The sequence below is a fragment of the Arthrobacter sp. MDB1-55 genome (assembly GCF_059092925.1).
The window spans coordinates 1,434,132-1,453,781 of the sequence record NZ_JBNHID010000001.1 but is presented as its reverse complement, the minus strand read 5'-3'; the positions used below and the strand labels follow the sequence as shown (position 1 = coordinate 1,453,781).

Here is a 19,650-nt window from a genome sequence, read left to right as displayed (position 1 = left end):
GCCCTTCACCTAGCGATATCCGCATGGCTTCGCCGATCAGCGGGAAGAAACAGTTCGACGCACGTGGTGTCGCGTTGACGGGGGAGGATTGTGGAGTAAAGTGGGGGACATAAGAGCGTAGTGGTTACGCTTGGCCCTCCCGATCGGACAGGTGGTGGCGGATGTTCCTAGGAACACACTCGCCACGGCTGGACGAGAAGGGGCGGTTGATCCTACCGGCAAAGTTTCGAGACGAACTGAGCGACGGTTTGGTGTTGACCAGGGGCCAAGAGCGCTGCATCTACGTTTTTAGTCAGCGGGAGTTCGAGAAAGTTCACGAGCAGATGCGGGAGGCACCGCTCTCATCGCGCCAGGCTCGTGATTACATTCGCGTTTTTCTGTCCGGCGCATCAGATGAGGTGCCGGATAAGCAGGGAAGGGTGACGATTCCGCAGGCCCTGCGTACCTACGCAGGGCTGGATCGGGAGCTTGCAGTGATCGGAGCGGGAAGCCGCGCTGAGATCTGGGATGCGACCGCGTGGAATGACTATCTCGAAGAGAAGGAAACGGCCTTCTCCGAAACTGACGAAGACGCACTGCCGGGAATTTTCTGACAGTCGCTGCACCGAGTAACCACAACCCTTAGTAACTACAACAGAGCATTCGCGCTTGCGAAGGTTCTTGGATGAGACCTCCAGCCGCCCAGCGGCCGCCCACCTGACTCACCTTCCCCGGAGCCAGGCAGACGGACGCATGGAGCGGATGGGGATCTGATCGAAGAACAAGCACAGCGTTCACAGCACAGGTGCGCAGCCTGAATGAGTCAGCAGGAAGGAGCGGGCATATGGGGGAGGAGCGTCCTACCGAGGAACGGCACATTCCCGTTCTGCTGGACCGGTGCATCAACCTCCTCGCTCCCGCTATTGAATCGGCCGGTGAGGGCGCCGTCGTCGTAGACGCCACCCTCGGCATGGGGGGCCACTCCGAGGCCATGCTCCAGCGGTTCAATAAACTCCACCTCGTGGGCATAGACCGCGACCAGCAGGCCCTGCGTCTCGCCGGAGAGAGGCTTGCTGCCTTCCGGAACCGCACCGACCTCGTGCACGCCGTGTATGACGAAATTCCCTCGGTTCTCGAAGACCTCGGCTTCGACAAAGTGCACGGCATTCTGTTCGACCTGGGTGTCTCCTCGCTGCAGCTTGATGAGCGTAATCGCGGGTTCGCCTACTCCTACGACGCACCACTCGACATGAGGATGGACACGAGTACCGGGCAGAGTGCCGCCGACGTCGTGAACACCTACTCCGAAGAGGAGCTGCGGCGAATCATCCGCAGCTGGGGGGAGGAGAAGTTCGCAGGGCGCATCGCTTCCGCGATCGTCGCCGCCCGTGGAACAAAACCGTTCGGCACCACCGGTGAACTGGTCGACGTTATTCGGTCTGTGGTTCCGGCAGGAGCCGCCAGAACCGGCGGACATCCAGCGAAACGGACCTTCCAGGCCCTGCGGATCGAGGTCAACGAGGAGCTCTCCGTACTCACCCGGGCCATCCCGGCTGCGCTGGGTTCGATCGCAGTGCAGGGGAGGGTAGTGGTCATGTCCTACCACTCCCTCGAGGACAAGATCGTGAAAGCGGCTTTCACCGCAGGAACCCGATCTTCGGCCCCCGTCGGGTTTCCGGTGGAACTCGAGGAGCACAAGCCGTATCTCAAAACCTTGACCAAGGGTACCGAAGCACCCACGGACCAGGAGATCGCCGACAACCCGCGAGCCGCGTCCGCCAAGCTCAGGGCAGTTGAACGGACCAGAACCAGCCCGACAGACAGGAACGCATGATGAGCCAGTCAGTGCAGGAGAGGCCGTCTGTGCATCGCAGCGCTTACGCAACCGCGCCGATGGTCGCAGGCAATACTGCGCGCGCCCTGCAGAGTCCTGCGATATCGAACCCGGAGACGCAGGCCGGACGGGAACGACGGCGGACCCCGCTTTCAGTGGTTCCCGCCGCTCCCACGCGTGGTCGGGTGCCTTTCGCCGTCTTCTCGATGGCTGCGCTCATCGCCGCCCTGGTGGTCGTCCTCATGCTGAACATCTCCGTCTCCAGCAGTCAATACAAGCTGGTTTCACTGCGTGGTCAGGAGGTTGCCCTTGCTGAGCAGAACCAGGCTTTGACGCAACAGCTCGAGAACCTCAGGGCACCCCAAAACCTTGCAACGGCGGCTCATGAACTCGACATGGTGGCTTCCCCGACTTTCGGAATCATTGATGTAGATTCGTTGGCAGTCAGCGGAACTCCGGAACCAGCCAGCGGGTCTGATGCACCGCCGGTCCTTGTTCCGGCCCCCGCTGTGAATATGCCGAGCGAGGCCGCCGCGCCTGCAGCGCCCGTCGAAAAGGCGGAGCCAGCAGCGGAACCCGCCGTCGAGGAACCGGTCACGACCGCGGAGCCGGCGAGCGGCGGAACCATCCCGGCACCCGCACAAGCCGCTCCCGGACAATAAGCAACCGCAGTAACCAACGCAGCGAGGAACCACGGTGGCACCAGCCGACAACTCCCAACAGGAAACACTACGGGTAGCGCTCGGAGCCGCGAGGCTGAGAGTCGGTCTGGCTTTCGTCCTGATCCTGCTGCTTGTGCTCGGCGTTCGGCTCTTCCAGGTGCAGGGACTCGATTTCGATGGAATGGCCCAGGCCGGCCTGAACAAGCGTCTGGTCACGCAGGAGGTGCCGGCGCTGCGCGGCAGCATCCTGGACGATGAGGGAAACGAACTGGCGCACACGGTCCAGCGGTTCGACATCGTGGTCGACCAGCGGCTGAGCGGCGGCGAAACATTCGACCGGTACAACCCGGAGACAGATGAGCGGGTCGAGGACATCCCGATGGAGCAGGGCTTCGAGGAACTCTCGGCAATCCTCGGCCAGGACGTCGCGACGCTGAAGTCATCCATCCTTGGTGATGCCTCATTCGGTTTCGTCGCGCGCTCGGTGACGCCGGAGGTACGGAACAAGGTACTCGCCGTCGGAATGCCGGGGGTTTACGCCGATCCCACTACTCTGCGTACCTATCCGTCGGGAGCGGTCGCAGGCTCGATCCTCGGCTTCATGAGCGGGGATCGCAGGGCCCTGAGCGGTATCGAGTTGACACAGGACGAGCATCTGACCGGTACGCCCGGCAGCCGCACCTACGAAATCGGCGGCGACGGTATCCGCATTCCCTACGCCACCAATAAGGACGTGCCTGCGCAGGACGGTAAGTCGGTGCGGCTGACCATCGACCAGGACCTGCAGTTTTTCGCCCAGCAGACCATTGCGGCGCAGGTCGAGGACTACAACGCCGAGTGGGGGAACATCGTTGTGGTCGAGGCGAAGACCGGGGCGATCAAGGCGATGGCCGAGTCGACCACGCCGGATCCCAACAACTATGCAGCCACGGATCCCAAATTCCTGGGACCCCTCTCCGTCACTGCGTCGTTTGAACCCGGCTCCACCACAAAACTCATCACCATGGCGGCTGCGCTGGAAGAAGGAATCATCGAGCCGACCAGCAGGTTCGAAACACCGCCCACCTACACGGTGGACGGGCAGACTTTCAAGGATGCTTTCGAGCACGGGACCGAGAAGCGGACAGCCGCCGGAATCTTCGCCAAGTCGATGAATACCGGAACGGTCATGATCGGCGAACAGCTGAGCAAGCAGGAGCGCTATGACTGGCTGCGGAAGTTCGGTATCGGTGAACCCCTGAACGTGGGGCTTGACGGAGAAACAGCAGGCATCCTTCCCACGCCGGACACCTGGGACGAACGTCAGCAATACACTGTGCTCTTCGGCCAGGGACTCGCGCAGACGGCCCTGCACACCGCCATGGTTTACCAGACGGTCGCCAACGACGGCGTTCGCCTGCAGCCGCGGCTCATCGACGCCTACATTGACCCCGACGGCACTGAGCACAAGGTGCCGCAGGCCGAGGGCACGCGCGTTGTGTCGGAGGAAACGGCCGACGAGCTTCACACCATGCTGGAAACCGTGACCGTTGAGGGGTCCGGAGCGTCCGGTGCCCTCGAGGAATACCGCGTGGGATCCAAGACCGGCACCGCGGAAGCACCGAGTCCGCAGGGCGGTTACGACGGCTACACACTGTCGTACGCCGGCATGGCACCAATGGAGGACCCCGAATACGTGGTGGTGGTGACACTGCAGCGGCCCCGGGGAGACCTGTACTATCTGGTTCCGGGGGAATCCTTCCAGAAGGTCATGAAATACGTTCTGAACTCGAACAACGTCCCGCCCGCGACCGGTAAGCCCGAAACTTACCCGGTCGTGTACTGATCCGCGTAAGCAGGCCCCAAACGTGTCCACAAATGAACAGTCCGTTGCTGCCGCGCGCATGCGGCCCGACGTCGTCGTGCCCCGAACCATGGATGAGGTGTTATCCGCTCTTCCAGCGGATCTCACCTCGGTGGAGCGGGTAGGTACCCAGAACGACGACGGCGATCCCGTTTCCATCACGGGCGTCACGATCGATTCACGGCAAGTCGTTCCGGGAGACCTCTACATTGCCGTCCCCGGGACAGGACGCCATGGGGCGGACTTCACCGGTCAGGCGATCGCGGCCGGCGCGGCTGCCGTGCTGACGGACGATGCCGGTGTGGCCGCGGCTGAGTCGGCACTTGCCGGACACGACGTTCCCCTGTACCGGGCTGCTCCGGTGCGTGACTATGTGGGCCCGCTTGCCGCCGTCGTTTTCGACAGTCAGCCGGTCTCTGGCCGCCCCACCCTCTTCGGGGTAACCGGCACCAACGGCAAGACCACCACCACCTACTTCCTCAACGCACTCGAATCGGCGCTGGGGAGGAGCACCGGGCTGATCGGCACGATCGAGATCCGGGCCGGCGGGACCGTCATTCCGTCAATTCTGACCACCCCGGAATCGCCCCAGGTGCATGGCCTCCTGGCCCTGATGCGTGAGCGCGGCATCGACGCCGCAGCAATGGAGGTCTCCTCCCACGCCATCGAGTACCGGCGGGTGGACGGAGTCCACTTCGACGTCGCCGGTTTCACCAATCTGACACAGGACCACCTCGATCTGCACGGGAGTATGGAGGAGTACTTCGCCGCGAAAGCCGCGCTGTTCCGGCCGGAGCGCACGCGCCGCGCTGTTCTTCTGATTGATGACCAGTGGGGTAGGCGGATTGCCGACGAGACAGTGGTGGAGACGACCACTGTGTCGGCGACGGGTGAGGTGAAGGCTGACTGGACCGTTTCGCAGATACAGCGGACAGGTCTCGGGCACACGTTCACCCTGCTCGGCCCACAGGGGGCACAGCTGAGGCTTCGCTGCGGCCTCCCCGGAAGTTTCAACATCGCGAACGCTGCGCTGGCCGCCGTCATGGTGCTTGCCTCAGGGGTGGAGGCATCCGACCTGCAGCGCGCTCTGGACGAACAAGATCCCTTCACAACCCAGGTGCCGGGCCGCATGCAATTGATCGGCGAGCGTCCTGCAGCCATCGTGGATTTCGCCCACAACCCGGATGCGCTGGCCCTGACGCTGGACTCCGTACGGGTGGCCGACGCCGATTCCCGCGTGCTGGTTGTGTTCGGCGCCACCGGGCAGCGCGATGTGTCAAAGCGTCCGATCATGGGTGCGACGGCCGCTCGCCGGGCAGACATCGTGATCGTCACTGACGATGACCCTCATGACGAGGACGAAGCCGTCATCCGGGCGGGCGTGCTGGAGGGCGCCCACGCTGCCAGGAGTTCGGAGAACCTGACCTGCGAGATCCTGGAGGTTTTCCCGCGTGCAGAGGCTATCGACAGAGCGGTCTCGCTGGCTCAGCCCGAAGATGTGGTGCTTGTCGCAGGACGGGGCCACGAGGTGTGGCAGGAGGTCAAAGGCGTGAATTTGCCGCTGGATGACCGGGTGGAACTGGCCGCCGCATTGACACGGCATGGATTCTCTGTGCTTTCAGGCAACAGGATAGAGTCCTAGATCGTCATGATTGAATTCAGCGCAGCCGACATCGCGGCAGTAACGGGCGGGACGCTCTCGGAGTCCGCCCAGAAGGCTCCGTCCCTCGTCGTCCGTTCAGCGACCACGGATTCCAGGGAGAGCCGCCCCGGCGGTCTCTTCATCGCCAAACCCGGTGAGGCCACCGACGGTCACCACTTTGTCGCCAGTGCTTTCGCCAACGGGGCGGTTCTCGCCCTCGTGGAGCGGATCGTCCCCAACGACGACGGCATTGACTTCCCTGCCGTGTTGGTGCCGGATGCGGTCGAGGCCATGGGCAAGCTGGCTGCCGAAGCGGTGCGCCGCCTCCGCGCCCACTCACCGCTGACGGTGATCGGCATCACCGGTTCGGCGGGCAAGACCACCACCAAGGACGTACTGGCGCAGATCCTGCGCGAAGAAGGCACCACCGTCGCTCCGATCGGGTCGTACAACGGTGAGATCGGCGTTCCGCTCACGATCTTCTCGGCCGAGTACGGCACCCGCTACCTGGTCATCGAGATGGGGGCGACCGGCGTCGGGCACATCGAATATCTCACGTCCATGGTCAAGCCCGACATCGGGATAGTTCTGTGCGTGGGCTCGGCCCATGCGGGGGAATTCGGTGGCGTCGAGAAAATCGCCCAGGCCAAGGGAGAACTGCCCAGGTCGCTTGCTGCCGACGGTGTGGCCATCCTCAATGGAGACGATGCCCGGGTATCAGCGATGGCCGAGCAGACGCAGGCACGAATACTCTTCTTTTCCGAAGACCCGACGTTCGACCGTCCCGGCAGCGGCACGGTCCGGGCCGAGAACGTGTCGCTCTCGGTCGAAGGCAACCCCTGCTTCACCCTGGTTCTTCCTGACGGGAGCAGGCATGAGGTGCGGCCGCTCCTGATCGGACGGCATCACGTTGCCAACCTCCTCGCGGCCGCCTCCGCTGCCCACACACTTGGAATCCCGGGCGAGCGGATCGCGTCCGGGCTATGCAACGCGCGTGCCGTCAGCCGTTGGCGCATGGAGCGCACCGACCGCCCGGACGGCGTAACCGTCATCAACGACGCGTACAACGCCAATCCTGAATCCATGCGCGCCGCCCTTGCCACGCTCGCCGAACTTGGTCGTGGACGACGCACCTGGGCAGTACTGGGTGAGATGCTCGAACTGGGGGAAGACTCCGTCACGGCACACGATGCCCTCGGGCGCGTGGCGGTGCGGTTGAACATCTCCAAGCTGCTCGTTGTCGGAGAAGGAGCCAAGGCGCTTCATACGGGTGCTGTGCTGGAAGGATCCTGGGGAGACGAAGCGATTTTCGTGAACGACGTGGCGGAGGCCGAGGCAGTGCTGGCAAGCGAGCTGCAACCCGGGGACCTTGTCCTGGTGAAGTCATCCAATGGCGCCGGGCTACGTCATCTGGGCGATCGGCTAGCATTGGCCACGGAATCGCCGACGGCGGTGCCCGCATCTGACCAGGGGACACAGGTTGAGTCGAGTGAATCCGGTCCAACGAACCCAGGGGGACCCTCGCTGTGATCTCGCTGTTGATTGCCTCCGCGTCAGCCCTTGTGCTGGCGCTGGTGGGTACGCCCCTTTTCATCAGGCTTCTCGTGCGCAAGAGTTACGGGCAGTTCATCCGCGACGACGGTCCCACGGCTCACCACACCAAGCGCGGTACACCCACCATGGGCGGTACCGTCATCGTGGGCTCGGTGGTGTTGTCGTACTTCGCCACCCATCTGATCATGAGCGCTGCGGGGGACTCCCAGGGGCCAACGGTCTCCGGACTTCTGCTGCTGATGGTGACAGTGGGCATGGGCGTGGTCGGATTCTTCGACGACTACATCAAGATCTCCAAACAGCGCAGCCTCGGCCTCAGCGCGCCGGCGAAGATCATCGGTCAGACCCTCGTCGGTGTGGTTTTCGCCATCCTCGCCCTGAACTTCCCCGACGAGAACGGCCGCACGCCGGCATCGACGGCCATCTCGTTTGTCCGCGATACGGCTTTCGATCTGGCCTTCGCAGGTTCCCTGATAGGGGCAATCCTGTTCGTTCTCTGGTCGAACCTCATCATCACCGCAGCTACCAACGGCGTGAACCTGGCTGACGGCCTGGATGGACTGGCGAGCGGCGCTGCGGTCTTTGTCTTCGGCGCGTACATGCTCATGAGCATCTGGCAGTTCAACCAGCGCTGCGCGTCGCCGGATGTTCCCGCCAACATCTGTTATGAGGTTCGCGATCCGCTGGACCTCGCGTTGATTGCAGGCGCCATGTGCGGTGCCTTGGTCGGCTTCCTCTGGTGGAACACATCGCCCGCCAAGATCTTCATGGGTGACACAGGGTCGCTCGCAATCGGTGGGGCCATTGCCGGCTTCGCAATCCTCTCGCGTACTCAGCTCCTGCTCGTCATCATGGCCGGACTGTTCGTGATGATCACCCTGTCCGTCATCATCCAGGTCGGATTTTTCAAGCTGTCAGGCGGCAAGCGGGTTTTCAAGATGGCACCCCTCCAGCACCACTTTGAGCTCAAGGGCTGGCAGGAAGTAACGGTGGTTGTGCGCTTCTGGATCCTCGCCGGGCTCTTCGTCGCCGTGGCTCTCGGTATTTTCTATGCTGAATGGGTCGTGCTGCTGTGAGCGAGGCAGGAACATCGAACCGCCTTGAGGGGCTGACCTCCTGGGACGCTGACTGGGCAGGGCTCAGGGTGCTGGTAACAGGCATCGGGCTGTCGGGATTCTCTGCAGCGGACACCCTCATCGAACTTGGGGCTCGCGTTGTGGTCTGTGACGCTACCGACTCCGAGGAGACTCAGGCGAAGGCGGACACGCTACGCATTGTCGGAGCAGTGGACGTGCTGCTCGGCCCGGTTACGGCCCAATCGCTTCCGCTCATCGACGGCGAGGCGCCCGAGCTGGTGGTCACCTCCCCGGGCTGGAGTCCAGCCCAGCCGCTGCTTGCAGCCGCTGCAGCAGACGGGATCCCCATCTGGGGTGACGTGGAACTCGCCTGGAGGGTGCGGGAGCGGGCAGGACGTCCCACCGCCGAATGGCTGACCATCACCGGAACCAACGGCAAGACCACCACAGTCACGCTCGCCGAGTCCATGCTCCGTGCAGCGGGCCTGCGCGCCATTGCCGCAGGAAACGTCGGAACTCCGCTGCTCGACGCCATCCGGGATCCGCGAGGTTACGACGTGATCGCCGTCGAACTCTCCAGCTTCCAACTGCACTGGAGTTACACCCTTGCCCCGCTGGCAAGTGTTTGCCTCAACCTCGCAGAAGACCACGTCGACTGGCACGGCGGTTTCGAGGCCTATCGGGCAGACAAGGCGAAGATCTACGAAAACACCCGGGTGGCCTGCGTCTACAACGTCGAATCTCCAGCCACCGAGCGGATGGTCGAGGAAGCCGACGTTCAGGAAGGCTGCCGCGCCATCGGTTTCACCACGAATACTCCGTCCATCAGCATGCTCGGCGTCGTGGATGGCCTGCTCGTTGACCGGGCCTACATCGAACAGCGCAAGGATTCGGCGGCGGAGCTGGCGGCCGTGACTGACCTCGGTGAGGTGGTCCCGCGGCACCTTGTCGCCAACGCTCTGGCGGCCGCTGCCCTGGTGCGGGCAGCAGGAGTGCCGGCGGGGGCGGTACGCGACGGGATCCGTAATTACCAGCCCTCCGGGCATCGTATCGAGCTGGTCGCAGCCCGGGACGGTGTGCTCTGGATCAACGACTCCAAGGCGACCAATCCGCATGCGGCGCACGCCGCCCTGTCCTCCTTCCACAGTGTTGTCTGGATCGCAGGCGGACTCTCAAAGGGCGTGGACTACAACGACCTGGTTCGCGACAACGCCGGCCGGTTCAAGGCCGCAGTGCTTATCGGAAGGGACAGCACGGATCTCGCGGCCGCTCTCCACCGACACGCTCCGGATGTTCCGGTGATAAACCTTGCCACGGGTCACACTGGTAAGGACGAGTTGCCGTCCCAATCGAGTCCAGATGGCGTCCAGGTCATGCGCGCCGCAGTCACCGAGGCACTGCGCATCGCTGCGGATGGCGATACTGTGCTCATGGCTCCGGCGGCCGCGTCGATGGACCAGTTTCCTTCCTACGCTCACCGCGGGGCCGCCTTCATCGAGGCAGTTCGCGGGATTGTGGAGGGGCAGGGATTCACCGCTAAGGAGTTGTAATGGTCAGCACGCCCACCCGGCATCCGCGCCGGAAGCCGGCGGTGCGACAGCACTCCAGCTCAAGCAGGAACACCTCCGGGAGCAGGCCCGACAACCTCATCTCTCAGGACGCTTCGCCCACTGTCGCGACGGCGGTCGGGCCACCACGCAGGGGCGTTCGAAGCGCCTTCGTCCGTCTGTGGCTTTTCCTCGAAGGGTCGGACCGTCAGACCAGCGGATCCAGTTACTACATGATCCTCGGAGCCACGCTGGCACTGACGGCCATCGGGCTCATGATGGTGCTGTCGGCGTCGTCGGTGGAAACCATCGCGAAAGCCGCCGCCGAGGGCGAGCAGGTGAGCAACGGGATTACCGCCTTCGATCTCTTCCTCAAGCAGGGGATGTGGGCGGTGGGCGGCATCATCCTGATGTTCATTCTGTCGCGGTTCGGCCCGCGAATGTACAAGGCGCTTGCCTGGCCCGGGTTAGGCGTCGCAGCGGTCCTGCTCGTCCTGGTGCTGGTGATCGGCCAGGAGATCAATGGAAACCGGAACTGGATCCAGGTCGGCGGATTCACGATGCAGCCCTCAGAACCTGCAAAGCTTGCGCTTGCGCTGTGGTGTGCAACGGTGCTGGAGCGGAAACGCGGGTTGATCAGGAGTTGGAAGCACGCACTGGTGCCCGTCCTGTTTCCGTTCGGGGGCTTGATCGTCGGTCTGGTCATGCTTGGCGGAGACCTGGGCACGGCGATCATCCTCGGCATGATCCTCGCCGCCGCCCTGTTCTTTGCCGGAGCGCCGATGAAGATGTTCACCATCGCCGGGCTCGTGGGGATCGCCGGCGCCTTCGGAGCGATCCTGCTCAACAGCACTCGAAGTACACGTATCCAGGCCTGGCTGCGCTTGAACTGCGACACCGCAACAGACCCCTGCTTCCAGTCCAACCAGGGTCTGTTCGCCCTCGCATCCGGTGGCTGGTGGGGTGTGGGTATTGGCCAGAGCAGGCAGAAGTGGAACTGGATCCCGGAAGCCCACAACGACTTCATCTTCGCCATCATCGGTGAGGAGTTCGGACTGATCGGCACCCTCGTGGTGATCGCGCTGTTCGGCATCCTTGCGGTGGCCACCCTGCGGGTGGCGCGGCGTTATACCGATCCATTTGTGCGTATCCTCATGGCTTCCATCCTCGTATGGCTGATAGGGCAGGCCTTCGTGAACATCGGTATGGTCACCGGGGTGCTACCGGTCATCGGTGTTCCGCTGCCGTTCATCTCCTACGGTGGTTCCGCGCTCACCTTCACCCTTGCCGCCGTCGGCCTGCTGCTTGCTTTCGCCCGGCGGATGCCGCCGTCCGCGGCGAGCGACGCTGAAGGCGCCACGAAACCCGAATCCGACTCCGGGATCCGCAAATGAAAGATCAAGAGACTCCATTGACTGAAGACGCCACCCTGTCGGTCGTCCTTGCCGGCGGGGGTACCGCCGGGCACATCAGCCCCCTGCTCGCAATCGCCCGTGCCCTCGTCACCGCAAGCCCGAACGCCCGCGTTGTCGCCGTCGGTACTGCTGCCGGCATGGAGACGCGACTGGTGCCGGCCGCAGGATTCCGCCTCGAAACCATCGAGCGCGTTCCGATGCCCCGCCGTCCGGGCATCGACCTGCTGAAGCTTCCGGTTCGTCTGGTCCGGGCCGTGCAACAGGCGCTGAAAATCGTCGACGCCGCGCGGGCCGACGTCGTCGTGGGTGTGGGTGGATACGTGTCCACGCCCCTCTACCTTGCAGCGAGGATCCGCCGCGTCCCGGTGGTCATCCACGAGGCGAACGCGCACCCAGGGCTGGCCAACCGGTTGGGGGCGCGCATCGCACACACTGTCGCGGTGGCGTTCAAAGGCACAGGCCTGCCGGGCGAGCAGTGGGTTGGAATGCCGATGCGGCCGGAAATCTCGACACTTGACCGCGCTGCACAGCGCGCAGAAGCACGTGCAGAGCTCGGCCTGGACCCTGTCCGCCCCACGCTGATCGTTACCGGCGGGTCTTCGGGAGCAGCGAGCATCAACCGCGCAGTCGCTGCCGCCGCGCAGAAGGTAGTTGAAGCGGACAACCGGGTTCAGGTGCTTCACATCACCGGGCGCGGAAAGCAGGTGACCGGGACCGACGGTGCGCTCCTCACCACTGGGAACTACCGCCAGATCGAGTACGTGGATCGCATGGAGAACGTCTATGCAGCAGCCGACCTGCTGCTGGCGCGCGCAGGGGCCGCGACGGTTTGTGAAGTTGCAGCCGTTGGACTGCCCGCTGTCTTCGTGCCCTTGCCGCACGGCAACGGGGAACAGCGGCGTAATGCCGCGGAACTGGTTGCTGCCGGAGGGGCGCTCATGGTCGAGGACCGGCAGCTGAGTGCTGAATGGCTCCTCTCCGAAGCCCTGCCCCTGGTACAGGACGCCGAGCGACTCGAGAGCATGTCCATGGCCGCTGCGCCGCTCGGCGTGCGGGACGCCGATGAGCGCATGGCGAAGCTGATTATCGATGCTGCCGGAGGCCGCTCATGAGTACTGCTGTTAGAGACCTGGGCCGCGTCCATTTCATTGGGCTGGGTGGAGCCGGAATGTCGGCCGTGGCGCGAGTGCTCCTCGGCCGGGGTGTCGAGGTCTCAGGGTCCGACGCCGCCGACTCACGTGGTCTTCAGGCTCTCGCCGCGCTCGGTGCACGTGTGCACGTCGGCCACGACGGGGCGAATCTGGGAATCGCCGACACCGTCGTTGTGTCCAGCGCAATCCGCGGGTCGAACCCCGAACTCGTGGAGGCGGAAGCCAGGGAACTACGGATCCTTCACCGCTCAGAGGCGCTGGCCGCCGCTATGGACGGACGCGCGGTGGTTGCCGTTGCCGGCACGCACGGCAAGACGACGACGACGGCAATGATCACCGTCATGCTGCAGGCTGCCGGAGCAAATCCGTCCTTCGCGATCGGCGGTGAGGTCGCCGCTTTGGGCGTCAATGCCGAGTGGGCCGACGGGGAGGTGTTCGTCGCCGAAGCGGACGAGTCCGACGGTTCCTTCCTCAATTACCGTCCGCACATCGGCGTGGTCACCAACGTTGAGGCCGATCACCTGGACCACTACGGGTCAGCCGATGCGGTGTACCGCTCTTTTGATCAGTTTGCGGCGTTGCTGCCTGCCGGGGACGGCGTGCTGGTTGCCTGTCATGACGATGACGGAGCTGCCGCACTAGCTGAGCGAACCGCCGCTTCGCGTCGGGTGAGGACGTACGGATACAACGAAGGTGCAGACGTTCGGATCAGTAACACTCGGGCACTGGGCAGTACCTCGAACAGCGTTCTCTCCTTCTCGGTGGATGGACTCGACAGCCAGCAGGAGCTGCAACTTGGGGTCCCCGGCCGGCACAACGTCCTCAATGCTGCCGCTGCTTTCGCTGTGGGACTCGAACTGGGTGTGGATCCCGCCGCAGCTGCCGCAGGCCTGGCATCCTTCTCCGGTGCAGCGAGACGCTTCGAAGCGAAGGGGGAGTCCGGCGGCGTTCGGGTTTTCGACGACTACGCGCATCATCCCACCGAAGTTGCTGCCGCACTCAGTGCCGCCCGGACTGTCGCGGGGGAGTACCGCGTGCACGTGCTCTTCCAACCGCATTTGTTTTCGCGCACGCAGGAGTTCGCCGAAGAGTTCGCGGCTGCGCTGTCACTTGCCGATTCCGTGCGTGTCCTCGATATCTATGCCGCCCGGGAGGATCCCGTGGAGGGCGTTACCAGCCGGTTGATCAGCGACCGGCTAACCGTACCCGGCGGGTACGCTCCGAGCGCCGACGCAGCAATGCAGGACATCGTTGGGTCGGCCAGGAGCGGCGACATCATCCTGACAGTCGGGGCGGGTGACGTAACCCGCTTCGGTCCGCTGTTGGTCGATCTCCTCGCGCGTAAGGAAGACTCCCAGTGACCCCCCGACCTCCGCGCAAGCCTGGACCTGCCCGGCCCCGGCAGCGCCGGTTCTCGACGGATGACACCATCACTGCCGAGAAATCCATCAGTGCCGAGAAGTCCATCACTGCCGAGAAACACGTTCCCGCCCGGCAGATCGACACCCTGCGCGAGGAACGCATCTCGGCATCGAAGGAGGCGCCGGTCGCCCTCCTGGACCGCGAGCCGGATGCCGGCACTGTCATAGCGTTCCCGGAACCGCCGCGACGTAAGCGGAGAAGATGGTGGCTGACTGCCATCATCTCCGCTGTATTGCTCGTCGGCGGTCTGATCGCCTACCTGGTGTACTCACCTGCGTTGGCCGTACGGACCCTGGAGGTCCAGGGAAACCAATTGGTCCCCGAGGACCAGATAGCTGCGGCGCTTGCCCCGCTCATGGGTATCTCGCTGACCCAGATAGGCGACGACGACGTCCGTGCGCTGCTCGCAGACTTCCCGCCCATCGAAGATGTGTCAGTCGCCGCAGCACCGCCCTCCACCCTCAGCGTCACAGTAGTGGAACGAGTGCCGGTCGCAATCCTGGAGAACGACGGGCGCTTCGTCCTGATCGACTCCGAGGGCAGGCAGCTCAGTAGCGTGCCGGACCGGGAAGCTGTTGCACTCCCACTGATCGACGGCGGTACGGATGCCGTCAACAGCAAGGTCTTTTCCTCGATCGCGGACGTCCTTGCCGCATTGCCTGCGGACATCAGGGGGCGGCTGGTGCATGCTTCCGCGACGTCAATCGATTCCGTCGAGTTGAAGTTGACGGACGGCAAGACAATCTTCTGGGGGAGCGCGGAGTCGAACAACGAGAAGGCCCGGGTAGTTGCCGCACTGCTGACCATGAAAGCCCAGGACCCACCGGTGAATGTGTACGACGTCAGCACGCCGTCCCGCCCGGTTACCAGGTGAAGTTTTCCGACACGCGGGAGCGGTCGTTGCATGCCGGAGACCATGCACCTAGCGTCTCAGTAGAAGTTACTTGACATAACATTAACTCTCAAGTTGAAGGTGAATGTTTGTCAGGTCGAAGGTTGGAACCTCCAGCCCACAAGACCCAACCAGCGCACAGATCGAACAAGGGACACAGGACGTGGCAGCACCGCAGAATTACTTGGCCGTCATCAAGGTCGTAGGCATCGGCGGCGGTGGCGTGAACGCCGTCAACCGAATGATCGAGGTCGGCCTGCGCGGCGTGGAGTTCATCGCTATCAACACGGACGCGCAGGCTTTGCTCATGAGCGATGCCGACGTGAAGCTCGACGTCGGCCGTGAGCTCACCCGCGGCCTGGGCGCCGGAGCGGATCCGGAAGTCGGCCGCAAGGCCGCCGAGGATCATGCAGAAGAGATCGAAGAGGTCCTCCGCGGGGCGGACATGGTCTTCGTCACCGCCGGTGAGGGCGGCGGGACGGGTACCGGTGGCGCGCCCGTCGTCGCTCGTATCGCCCGTTCGCTTGGCGCGCTGACCATTGGCGTGGTCACCCGCCCGTTCACCTTCGAAGGGCGCCGTCGGTCAAACCAGGCGGAAACCGGGATCGACACCCTGCGAGACGAAGTGGACACCCTGATTGTCATCCCGAATGACCGTCTGCTCTCGATCAGCGACCGTAACGTGTCAATGCTGGATGCCTTCCGCTCGGCGGATCAGGTGCTGCTCTCCGGCGTCCAGGGCATCACTGACCTCATCACCACACCCGGGCTGATCAATCTCGACTTCGCCGACGTCAAGTCAGTCATGCAGGGTGCAGGGTCCGCCCTGATGGGTATCGGTTCCGCCCGCGGCGAGGACCGCGCTGTGAAGGCCGCCGAGTTGGCTATCGCATCACCGCTCCTCGAAGCGTCAATTGACGGCGCCCATGGCGTGCTGCTCTCCATCCAGGGTGGTTCCGATCTCGGGCTGTTCGAGATCAACGAGGCCGCTCGCCTGGTCCAGGAAGTGGCTCACCCCGAGGCGAACATCATCTTCGGTGCTGTCATTGACGATGCCCTGGGTGATGAAGCGCGTGTCACCGTTATTGCAGCGGGCTTCGACCAGGTGGATGCCACCTCGCAGCCTGCCCCGGCTGCCAAGCCCGCGTCTGCTCCCGCCATCGGACGGGAGTCAGCCCCTGCACCGCAGACCGTGGCAGCGGGAGCGGGCTACGGCGCTTGGTCGCAGCATTCGGCTAACGGACGGCGCAATGATGTTCCCGGAGATGCCGGTTTCGATGTGGACCTGCCTGCGGTCGTGGAGCCTGATTACTCCACCGGGCGCTCGGATGACCTGGACGTTCCGGACTTCCTGAAGTAAGCGGTGTTCTTCCGGACCTTTGATGCAGCACCCGGCATCCGGGTTGCCTTCACCGATCGAGGAGCGGGTAATCTCGCTCCTCGGGTCGGCGGTGACCCGGGTGCCGCTGCTGTTTCCAGGCGGGCTCTTGAGGCCGAAATCGGCGTCGCTCCTGGTGCTCTGCACTTCATGACCCAGACTCACTCAACGGTTATCGCTGAGGCTGGGTACAGTCCCGCGCCGGAGGCAGACGCACTGGTAAGTCCTGCAGGTACCAACGCCCTCGCCGTGCTGGTCGCAGACTGTGTACCGGTGGTACTGGTCGGCCGCGGTCCACACGGCGAAGCAGCGACAGCTGTGGCGCATGCCGGGCGTAAGGGCGTAGAGGGAAACATTGTCGGGTTGACAGTCGAAGAGCTTCGCCGGCGTGGGGCAGGCTCGATCGCCGCATGGATCGGACCGTCCGTCTGCGGGCGGTGCTACGAAGTTCCAGCGGAGATGCGCGACTCGGTTGCGCGGGAGGTGCCCTCGACTTCCAGTATCACAAGCTGGGGCACGCCTGCCCTCGACCTGCCGGCCGGAGTTCGCGGGCAGCTCGAAGCGGCGGGAGCTGAGGTGCGCGAACCCGGCAGGGATGCCACGTGGTGCACCCTCGAGAACGAGCAACTGTTCTCACACCGCGCGGTCGCACAGGGTCGGCCGGTTGGCCGACTTGCAGGGCTGGTGTGGCCTCATGGCTGAGACATCGGACAGACGCTCGGAACTCGAATCCAACCTGCGGCGGGTCAACGATCGTATCGAGAGCGCGACCGTTGCCTGCGGCAGAACGGACCGGCCAACGCTGATCGTGGTGACCAAGTTCTTCCCGCCCGAGGATGTCGTGCTGCTGTCCGAGCTTGGAGTCCTGGACGTCGGCGAGAACCGGGACCAGGAGGCAGCCGCTAAAGCGCTAGCAGTCGCTGACCCGCGGCTACACTGGCACTTCATTGGCCAGCTGCAGACAAACAAGGCCCGATCCGTGGTCAACTATGCGCACTCGGTACACTCCGTCGATCGCCTTTCGCTGGTTGACGCACTTGAGAAGGCGATGGTCCGGCGTGCTGAACTCTTGGACCCGTCACCGCAGCATGCTTCGGGTGCCCCACCTTCTCTGCTGGACTGCTATGTGCAGGTGAACCTGTCCGGGGATGATGCCGGGCGTGGGGGAGCCCCCCCTTCTGCCGTGCTCGATGTCGCCGCACGGATTGACGACGCCGTTCATTTGAGGCTGGCAGGCGTCATGGCGGTCGCGCCGCTTGGGGTAGACGCACGCCGCGCCTTCAGCCGGCTGGCCGGGATCTCAGCGGACGTCGTCGCGCGCTATCCCCAGGCGACGGGCATCTCGGCCGGTATGAGCGGGGACCTTGAACAGGCGATCGAGGCAGGTGCGACACACCTGCGAGTCGGCTCAGATGTCCTCGGTGCTCGCCCTCCCTTGGGGTAGCGTCAAAGCTGTAACCGCGGGCGTCAAGGGGGCGTCCTGGACCATCATGCCTGATGGATGCATGACAAAGGAATGACAGGAGCTACCATGGCTGGCGCACTGCGCAAGACAATGATCTACCTTGGGCTCGCCGACGGTGACGAGCACTATGAACCCGAGCCCAAGACATCTCACAGGAATGAGGACTACTCCGTGGACTACGACCGTGACGAGCGCCATGTGGAGGCTGCGCCGGTAACCAAAGCGGCTCCCGAGGAGTACCGCGCCCCGGTTACTCCCATCAAGCGTGCACAGTCCGCCCGTGAGGATTCCTCATCGCTCCGCCAGATCACCACGGTGCACCCGCGCTCGTACAACGACGCGAAGATCATCGGTGAGAGCTTCCGTGACGGCATTCCCGTCATCATGAACGTCACCGACATGGGCGAGGCTGACGCCAAGCGCCTCGTTGACTTCTCCGCCGGTCTTGTCTTTGGACTCCATGGCTCGATCGAGCGTGTCACCAACAAGGTTTTCCTGTTGTCACCCTCCTACATTGAGGTCCTAGGCGAAGACCAGAAGGCCAGTGACGGCCAGGCGAGTTTCTTCAATCAAAGCTGACGGGGTTTACTGGTATTCATAACTATTCCGTTCATGCCAGAGGACTGTGACTGACACGTGAGCTTGGTCTTCGCCCTGCTTTACCTGGTGCTGATGCTGTTCCAGCTCGCGCTTATCATCCGTATCGTGTACGACGCCGTTCAGATGTTCGCACGCAGCTGGCGCCCCCGCCGGCTCGCGCTGGTTCTCGCCTCGATGGTGTATGCGGTTACAGACCCGCCTATCCGCCTCTTCCGCCGGCTCATTCCTCCACTGCGGTTGGGCGGCGTGTCGTTGGATCTGGCTTTCATCGTGGTGTTTCTGGGAGCGACTATTCTCAAAGCCGTTGCAGGTTCGCTTGCACTGGCTTAATCCGGTTCGTTTTCGAGACCTAAAAGATATACGCTGACTCACATATTGGTGTGAAGCAGGAGGATCAACCTCCACAAGCACGTCCACAATTCAGTACCGTTGTCAGGTCTGCTCGACAGGCGGCTTCGACTAAATCCACTATGAGGTGACCAGATGGCCCTGACGCCAGAAGATGTTGTCAACAAGCGGTTCCAGCCCACCAAGTTCCGCGAGGGCTACGACCAGGACGAGGTAGACGACTTCCTCGATGAGATCGTCGTCGAACTGCGCCGGTTGAACCAGGAGAACGACGACCTTCGCCGCCAGCTTTCGGAAGTGTCCACGGGCACGTCGCAGAACGCTGCGGTCCCTGCTCCCGTGGCCGCCAGCACCAAGACCGAAGAGGTCCGCGAGGAGGAAAAGCCCGAGGAGCCCAAGGTCGAAGCGCCGAAGGTAGAAGAGCGTCCCGCTCCTCAGCCCGTCGCCGCTGCCGCCCCGGTTCAGCACGGCAACACCGCGGAGTCCGCAGCCGGTGTCCTCGCAATGGCACAGAAGCTTCATGACGAATACGTCAACGCCGGCGTTGAGCAGCGCGACAAGATCATCGCCGAAGCCCAGATCGAGGCCAGCGGCCTGGTCAACGATGCTCAGGACAAGAGCCGTAAGATTCTCGGCGCCCTCGAGCAGCAGAAGGCTGTGCTGGAGCGCAAGGTCGAGCAGCTTCGCAGCTTCGAGCGGGATTACCGTTCCCGCCTCAAGGCATACATCGAAGGCCAGCTTCGCGACCTCGACTCCCGCGGTTCCGTTGCATCGGAAACCGCTGACGTCTAAGTCACCGCACGCTTCAGAGGCCAGTTGCCGGTTTATCCGGCGACTGGCCT

At 63.6% G+C, this 19,650-nt stretch carries 18 protein-coding genes; all 18 read left to right on the top strand.

Going from position 1 to position 19,650, the window contains the following annotated elements; translation table 11 throughout:
* The first annotated feature begins 161 nt into the window (after positions 1 to 161).
* The 18 genes from mraZ (at position 162) to AC5RU3_RS06760 (ending at position 19,600) form a co-directional block, all read left to right on the top strand.
* Positions 162 to 593, top strand: a complete 432-nt coding sequence (mraZ, locus tag AC5RU3_RS06845) for a division/cell wall cluster transcriptional repressor MraZ (protein ID WP_309070884.1) — start codon at positions 162 to 164, stop codon at positions 591 to 593.
* A 230-nt stretch (positions 594 to 823) separates the two neighbouring features.
* Positions 824 to 1,813, top strand: coding sequence for a 16S rRNA (cytosine(1402)-N(4))-methyltransferase RsmH (rsmH, locus tag AC5RU3_RS06840; RefSeq protein ID WP_309070885.1), 990 nt, complete (start codon positions 824 to 826; stop codon positions 1,811 to 1,813).
* Positions 1,810 to 2,475 (top strand): cell division protein FtsL, encoded by a 666-nt coding sequence (ftsL, locus tag AC5RU3_RS06835; protein ID WP_309070886.1) that lies wholly within the window; start codon positions 1,810 to 1,812, stop codon positions 2,473 to 2,475. The genes rsmH and ftsL overlap by 4 nt, the downstream gene beginning before the upstream one ends.
* Positions 2,476 to 2,509: 34 nt before the next feature.
* Positions 2,510 to 4,300 (top strand): peptidoglycan D,D-transpeptidase FtsI family protein, encoded by a 1,791-nt coding sequence (locus AC5RU3_RS06830; RefSeq protein ID WP_493965100.1) that lies wholly within the window; start codon positions 2,510 to 2,512, stop codon positions 4,298 to 4,300.
* Between the two features lie 58 nt (positions 4,301 to 4,358).
* The gene (locus AC5RU3_RS06825) at positions 4,359 to 5,960 is read left to right on the top strand and encodes a UDP-N-acetylmuramoyl-L-alanyl-D-glutamate--2,6-diaminopimelate ligase (protein WP_309123704.1); all 1,602 of its coding nucleotides are present in this window, start codon (positions 4,359 to 4,361) and stop codon (positions 5,958 to 5,960) included.
* Between the two features lie 6 nt (positions 5,961 to 5,966).
* Complete coding sequence (locus AC5RU3_RS06820) at positions 5,967 to 7,490, top strand: UDP-N-acetylmuramoyl-tripeptide--D-alanyl-D-alanine ligase (RefSeq protein ID WP_309070888.1); 1,524 nt, start codon at positions 5,967 to 5,969, stop codon at positions 7,488 to 7,490.
* Positions 7,487 to 8,590, top strand: a complete 1,104-nt coding sequence (gene mraY / locus AC5RU3_RS06815) for a phospho-N-acetylmuramoyl-pentapeptide-transferase (protein WP_309070889.1) — start codon at positions 7,487 to 7,489, stop codon at positions 8,588 to 8,590. The genes AC5RU3_RS06820 and mraY overlap by 4 nt, the downstream gene beginning before the upstream one ends.
* Positions 8,572 to 10,140 (top strand): UDP-N-acetylmuramoyl-L-alanine--D-glutamate ligase, encoded by a 1,569-nt coding sequence (gene murD / locus AC5RU3_RS06810; RefSeq protein WP_309070890.1) that lies wholly within the window; start codon positions 8,572 to 8,574, stop codon positions 10,138 to 10,140. The genes mraY and murD overlap by 19 nt, the downstream gene beginning before the upstream one ends.
* The gene (ftsW, locus tag AC5RU3_RS06805; RefSeq protein ID WP_309070891.1) at positions 10,140 to 11,531 is read left to right on the top strand and encodes a putative lipid II flippase FtsW; all 1,392 of its coding nucleotides are present in this window, start codon (positions 10,140 to 10,142) and stop codon (positions 11,529 to 11,531) included. The genes murD and ftsW overlap by 1 nt, the downstream gene beginning before the upstream one ends.
* Positions 11,528 to 12,664: an undecaprenyldiphospho-muramoylpentapeptide beta-N-acetylglucosaminyltransferase gene (murG, locus tag AC5RU3_RS06800; protein WP_309072792.1), complete on the top strand. Its 1,137-nt coding sequence runs from the start codon at positions 11,528 to 11,530 to the stop codon at positions 12,662 to 12,664. Before ftsW ends, murG begins: the two co-directional genes overlap by 4 nt.
* Entirely contained in the window at positions 12,661 to 14,064 is a 1,404-nt protein-coding gene (gene murC / locus AC5RU3_RS06795; protein WP_309123701.1) for a UDP-N-acetylmuramate--L-alanine ligase, read from the top strand. Before murG ends, murC begins: the two co-directional genes overlap by 4 nt.
* A complete protein-coding gene (locus tag AC5RU3_RS06790; RefSeq protein WP_493965099.1) occupies positions 14,061 to 14,999 on the top strand; it encodes a cell division protein FtsQ/DivIB in 939 nt (312 codons plus the stop codon). The genes murC and AC5RU3_RS06790 overlap by 4 nt, the downstream gene beginning before the upstream one ends.
* A gap of 181 nt (positions 15,000 to 15,180) precedes the next feature.
* Positions 15,181 to 16,377: a cell division protein FtsZ gene (ftsZ, locus tag AC5RU3_RS06785; RefSeq protein ID WP_309072829.1), complete on the top strand. Its 1,197-nt coding sequence runs from the start codon at positions 15,181 to 15,183 to the stop codon at positions 16,375 to 16,377.
* 3 nt (positions 16,378 to 16,380) lie between these two features.
* Positions 16,381 to 17,097, top strand: coding sequence for a purine nucleoside phosphorylase YfiH/LACC1 family protein (locus AC5RU3_RS06780; protein ID WP_309072828.1), 717 nt, complete (start codon positions 16,381 to 16,383; stop codon positions 17,095 to 17,097).
* On the top strand, positions 17,090 to 17,839 hold the full coding sequence (locus tag AC5RU3_RS06775; protein ID WP_458116945.1) for a YggS family pyridoxal phosphate-dependent enzyme: 750 nt from the start codon (positions 17,090 to 17,092) through the stop codon (positions 17,837 to 17,839). The genes AC5RU3_RS06780 and AC5RU3_RS06775 overlap by 8 nt, the downstream gene beginning before the upstream one ends.
* Positions 17,840 to 17,926: 87 nt before the next feature.
* Positions 17,927 to 18,439 (top strand): cell division protein SepF, encoded by a 513-nt coding sequence (locus AC5RU3_RS06770; RefSeq protein ID WP_309072164.1) that lies wholly within the window; start codon positions 17,927 to 17,929, stop codon positions 18,437 to 18,439.
* A gap of 57 nt (positions 18,440 to 18,496) precedes the next feature.
* Positions 18,497 to 18,790, top strand: coding sequence for a YggT family protein (locus AC5RU3_RS06765; RefSeq protein WP_309072165.1), 294 nt, complete (start codon positions 18,497 to 18,499; stop codon positions 18,788 to 18,790).
* Between the two features lie 153 nt (positions 18,791 to 18,943).
* Positions 18,944 to 19,600 (top strand): DivIVA domain-containing protein, encoded by a 657-nt coding sequence (locus AC5RU3_RS06760; protein ID WP_309072166.1) that lies wholly within the window; start codon positions 18,944 to 18,946, stop codon positions 19,598 to 19,600.
* Positions 19,601 to 19,650 lie beyond the last annotated feature (50 nt).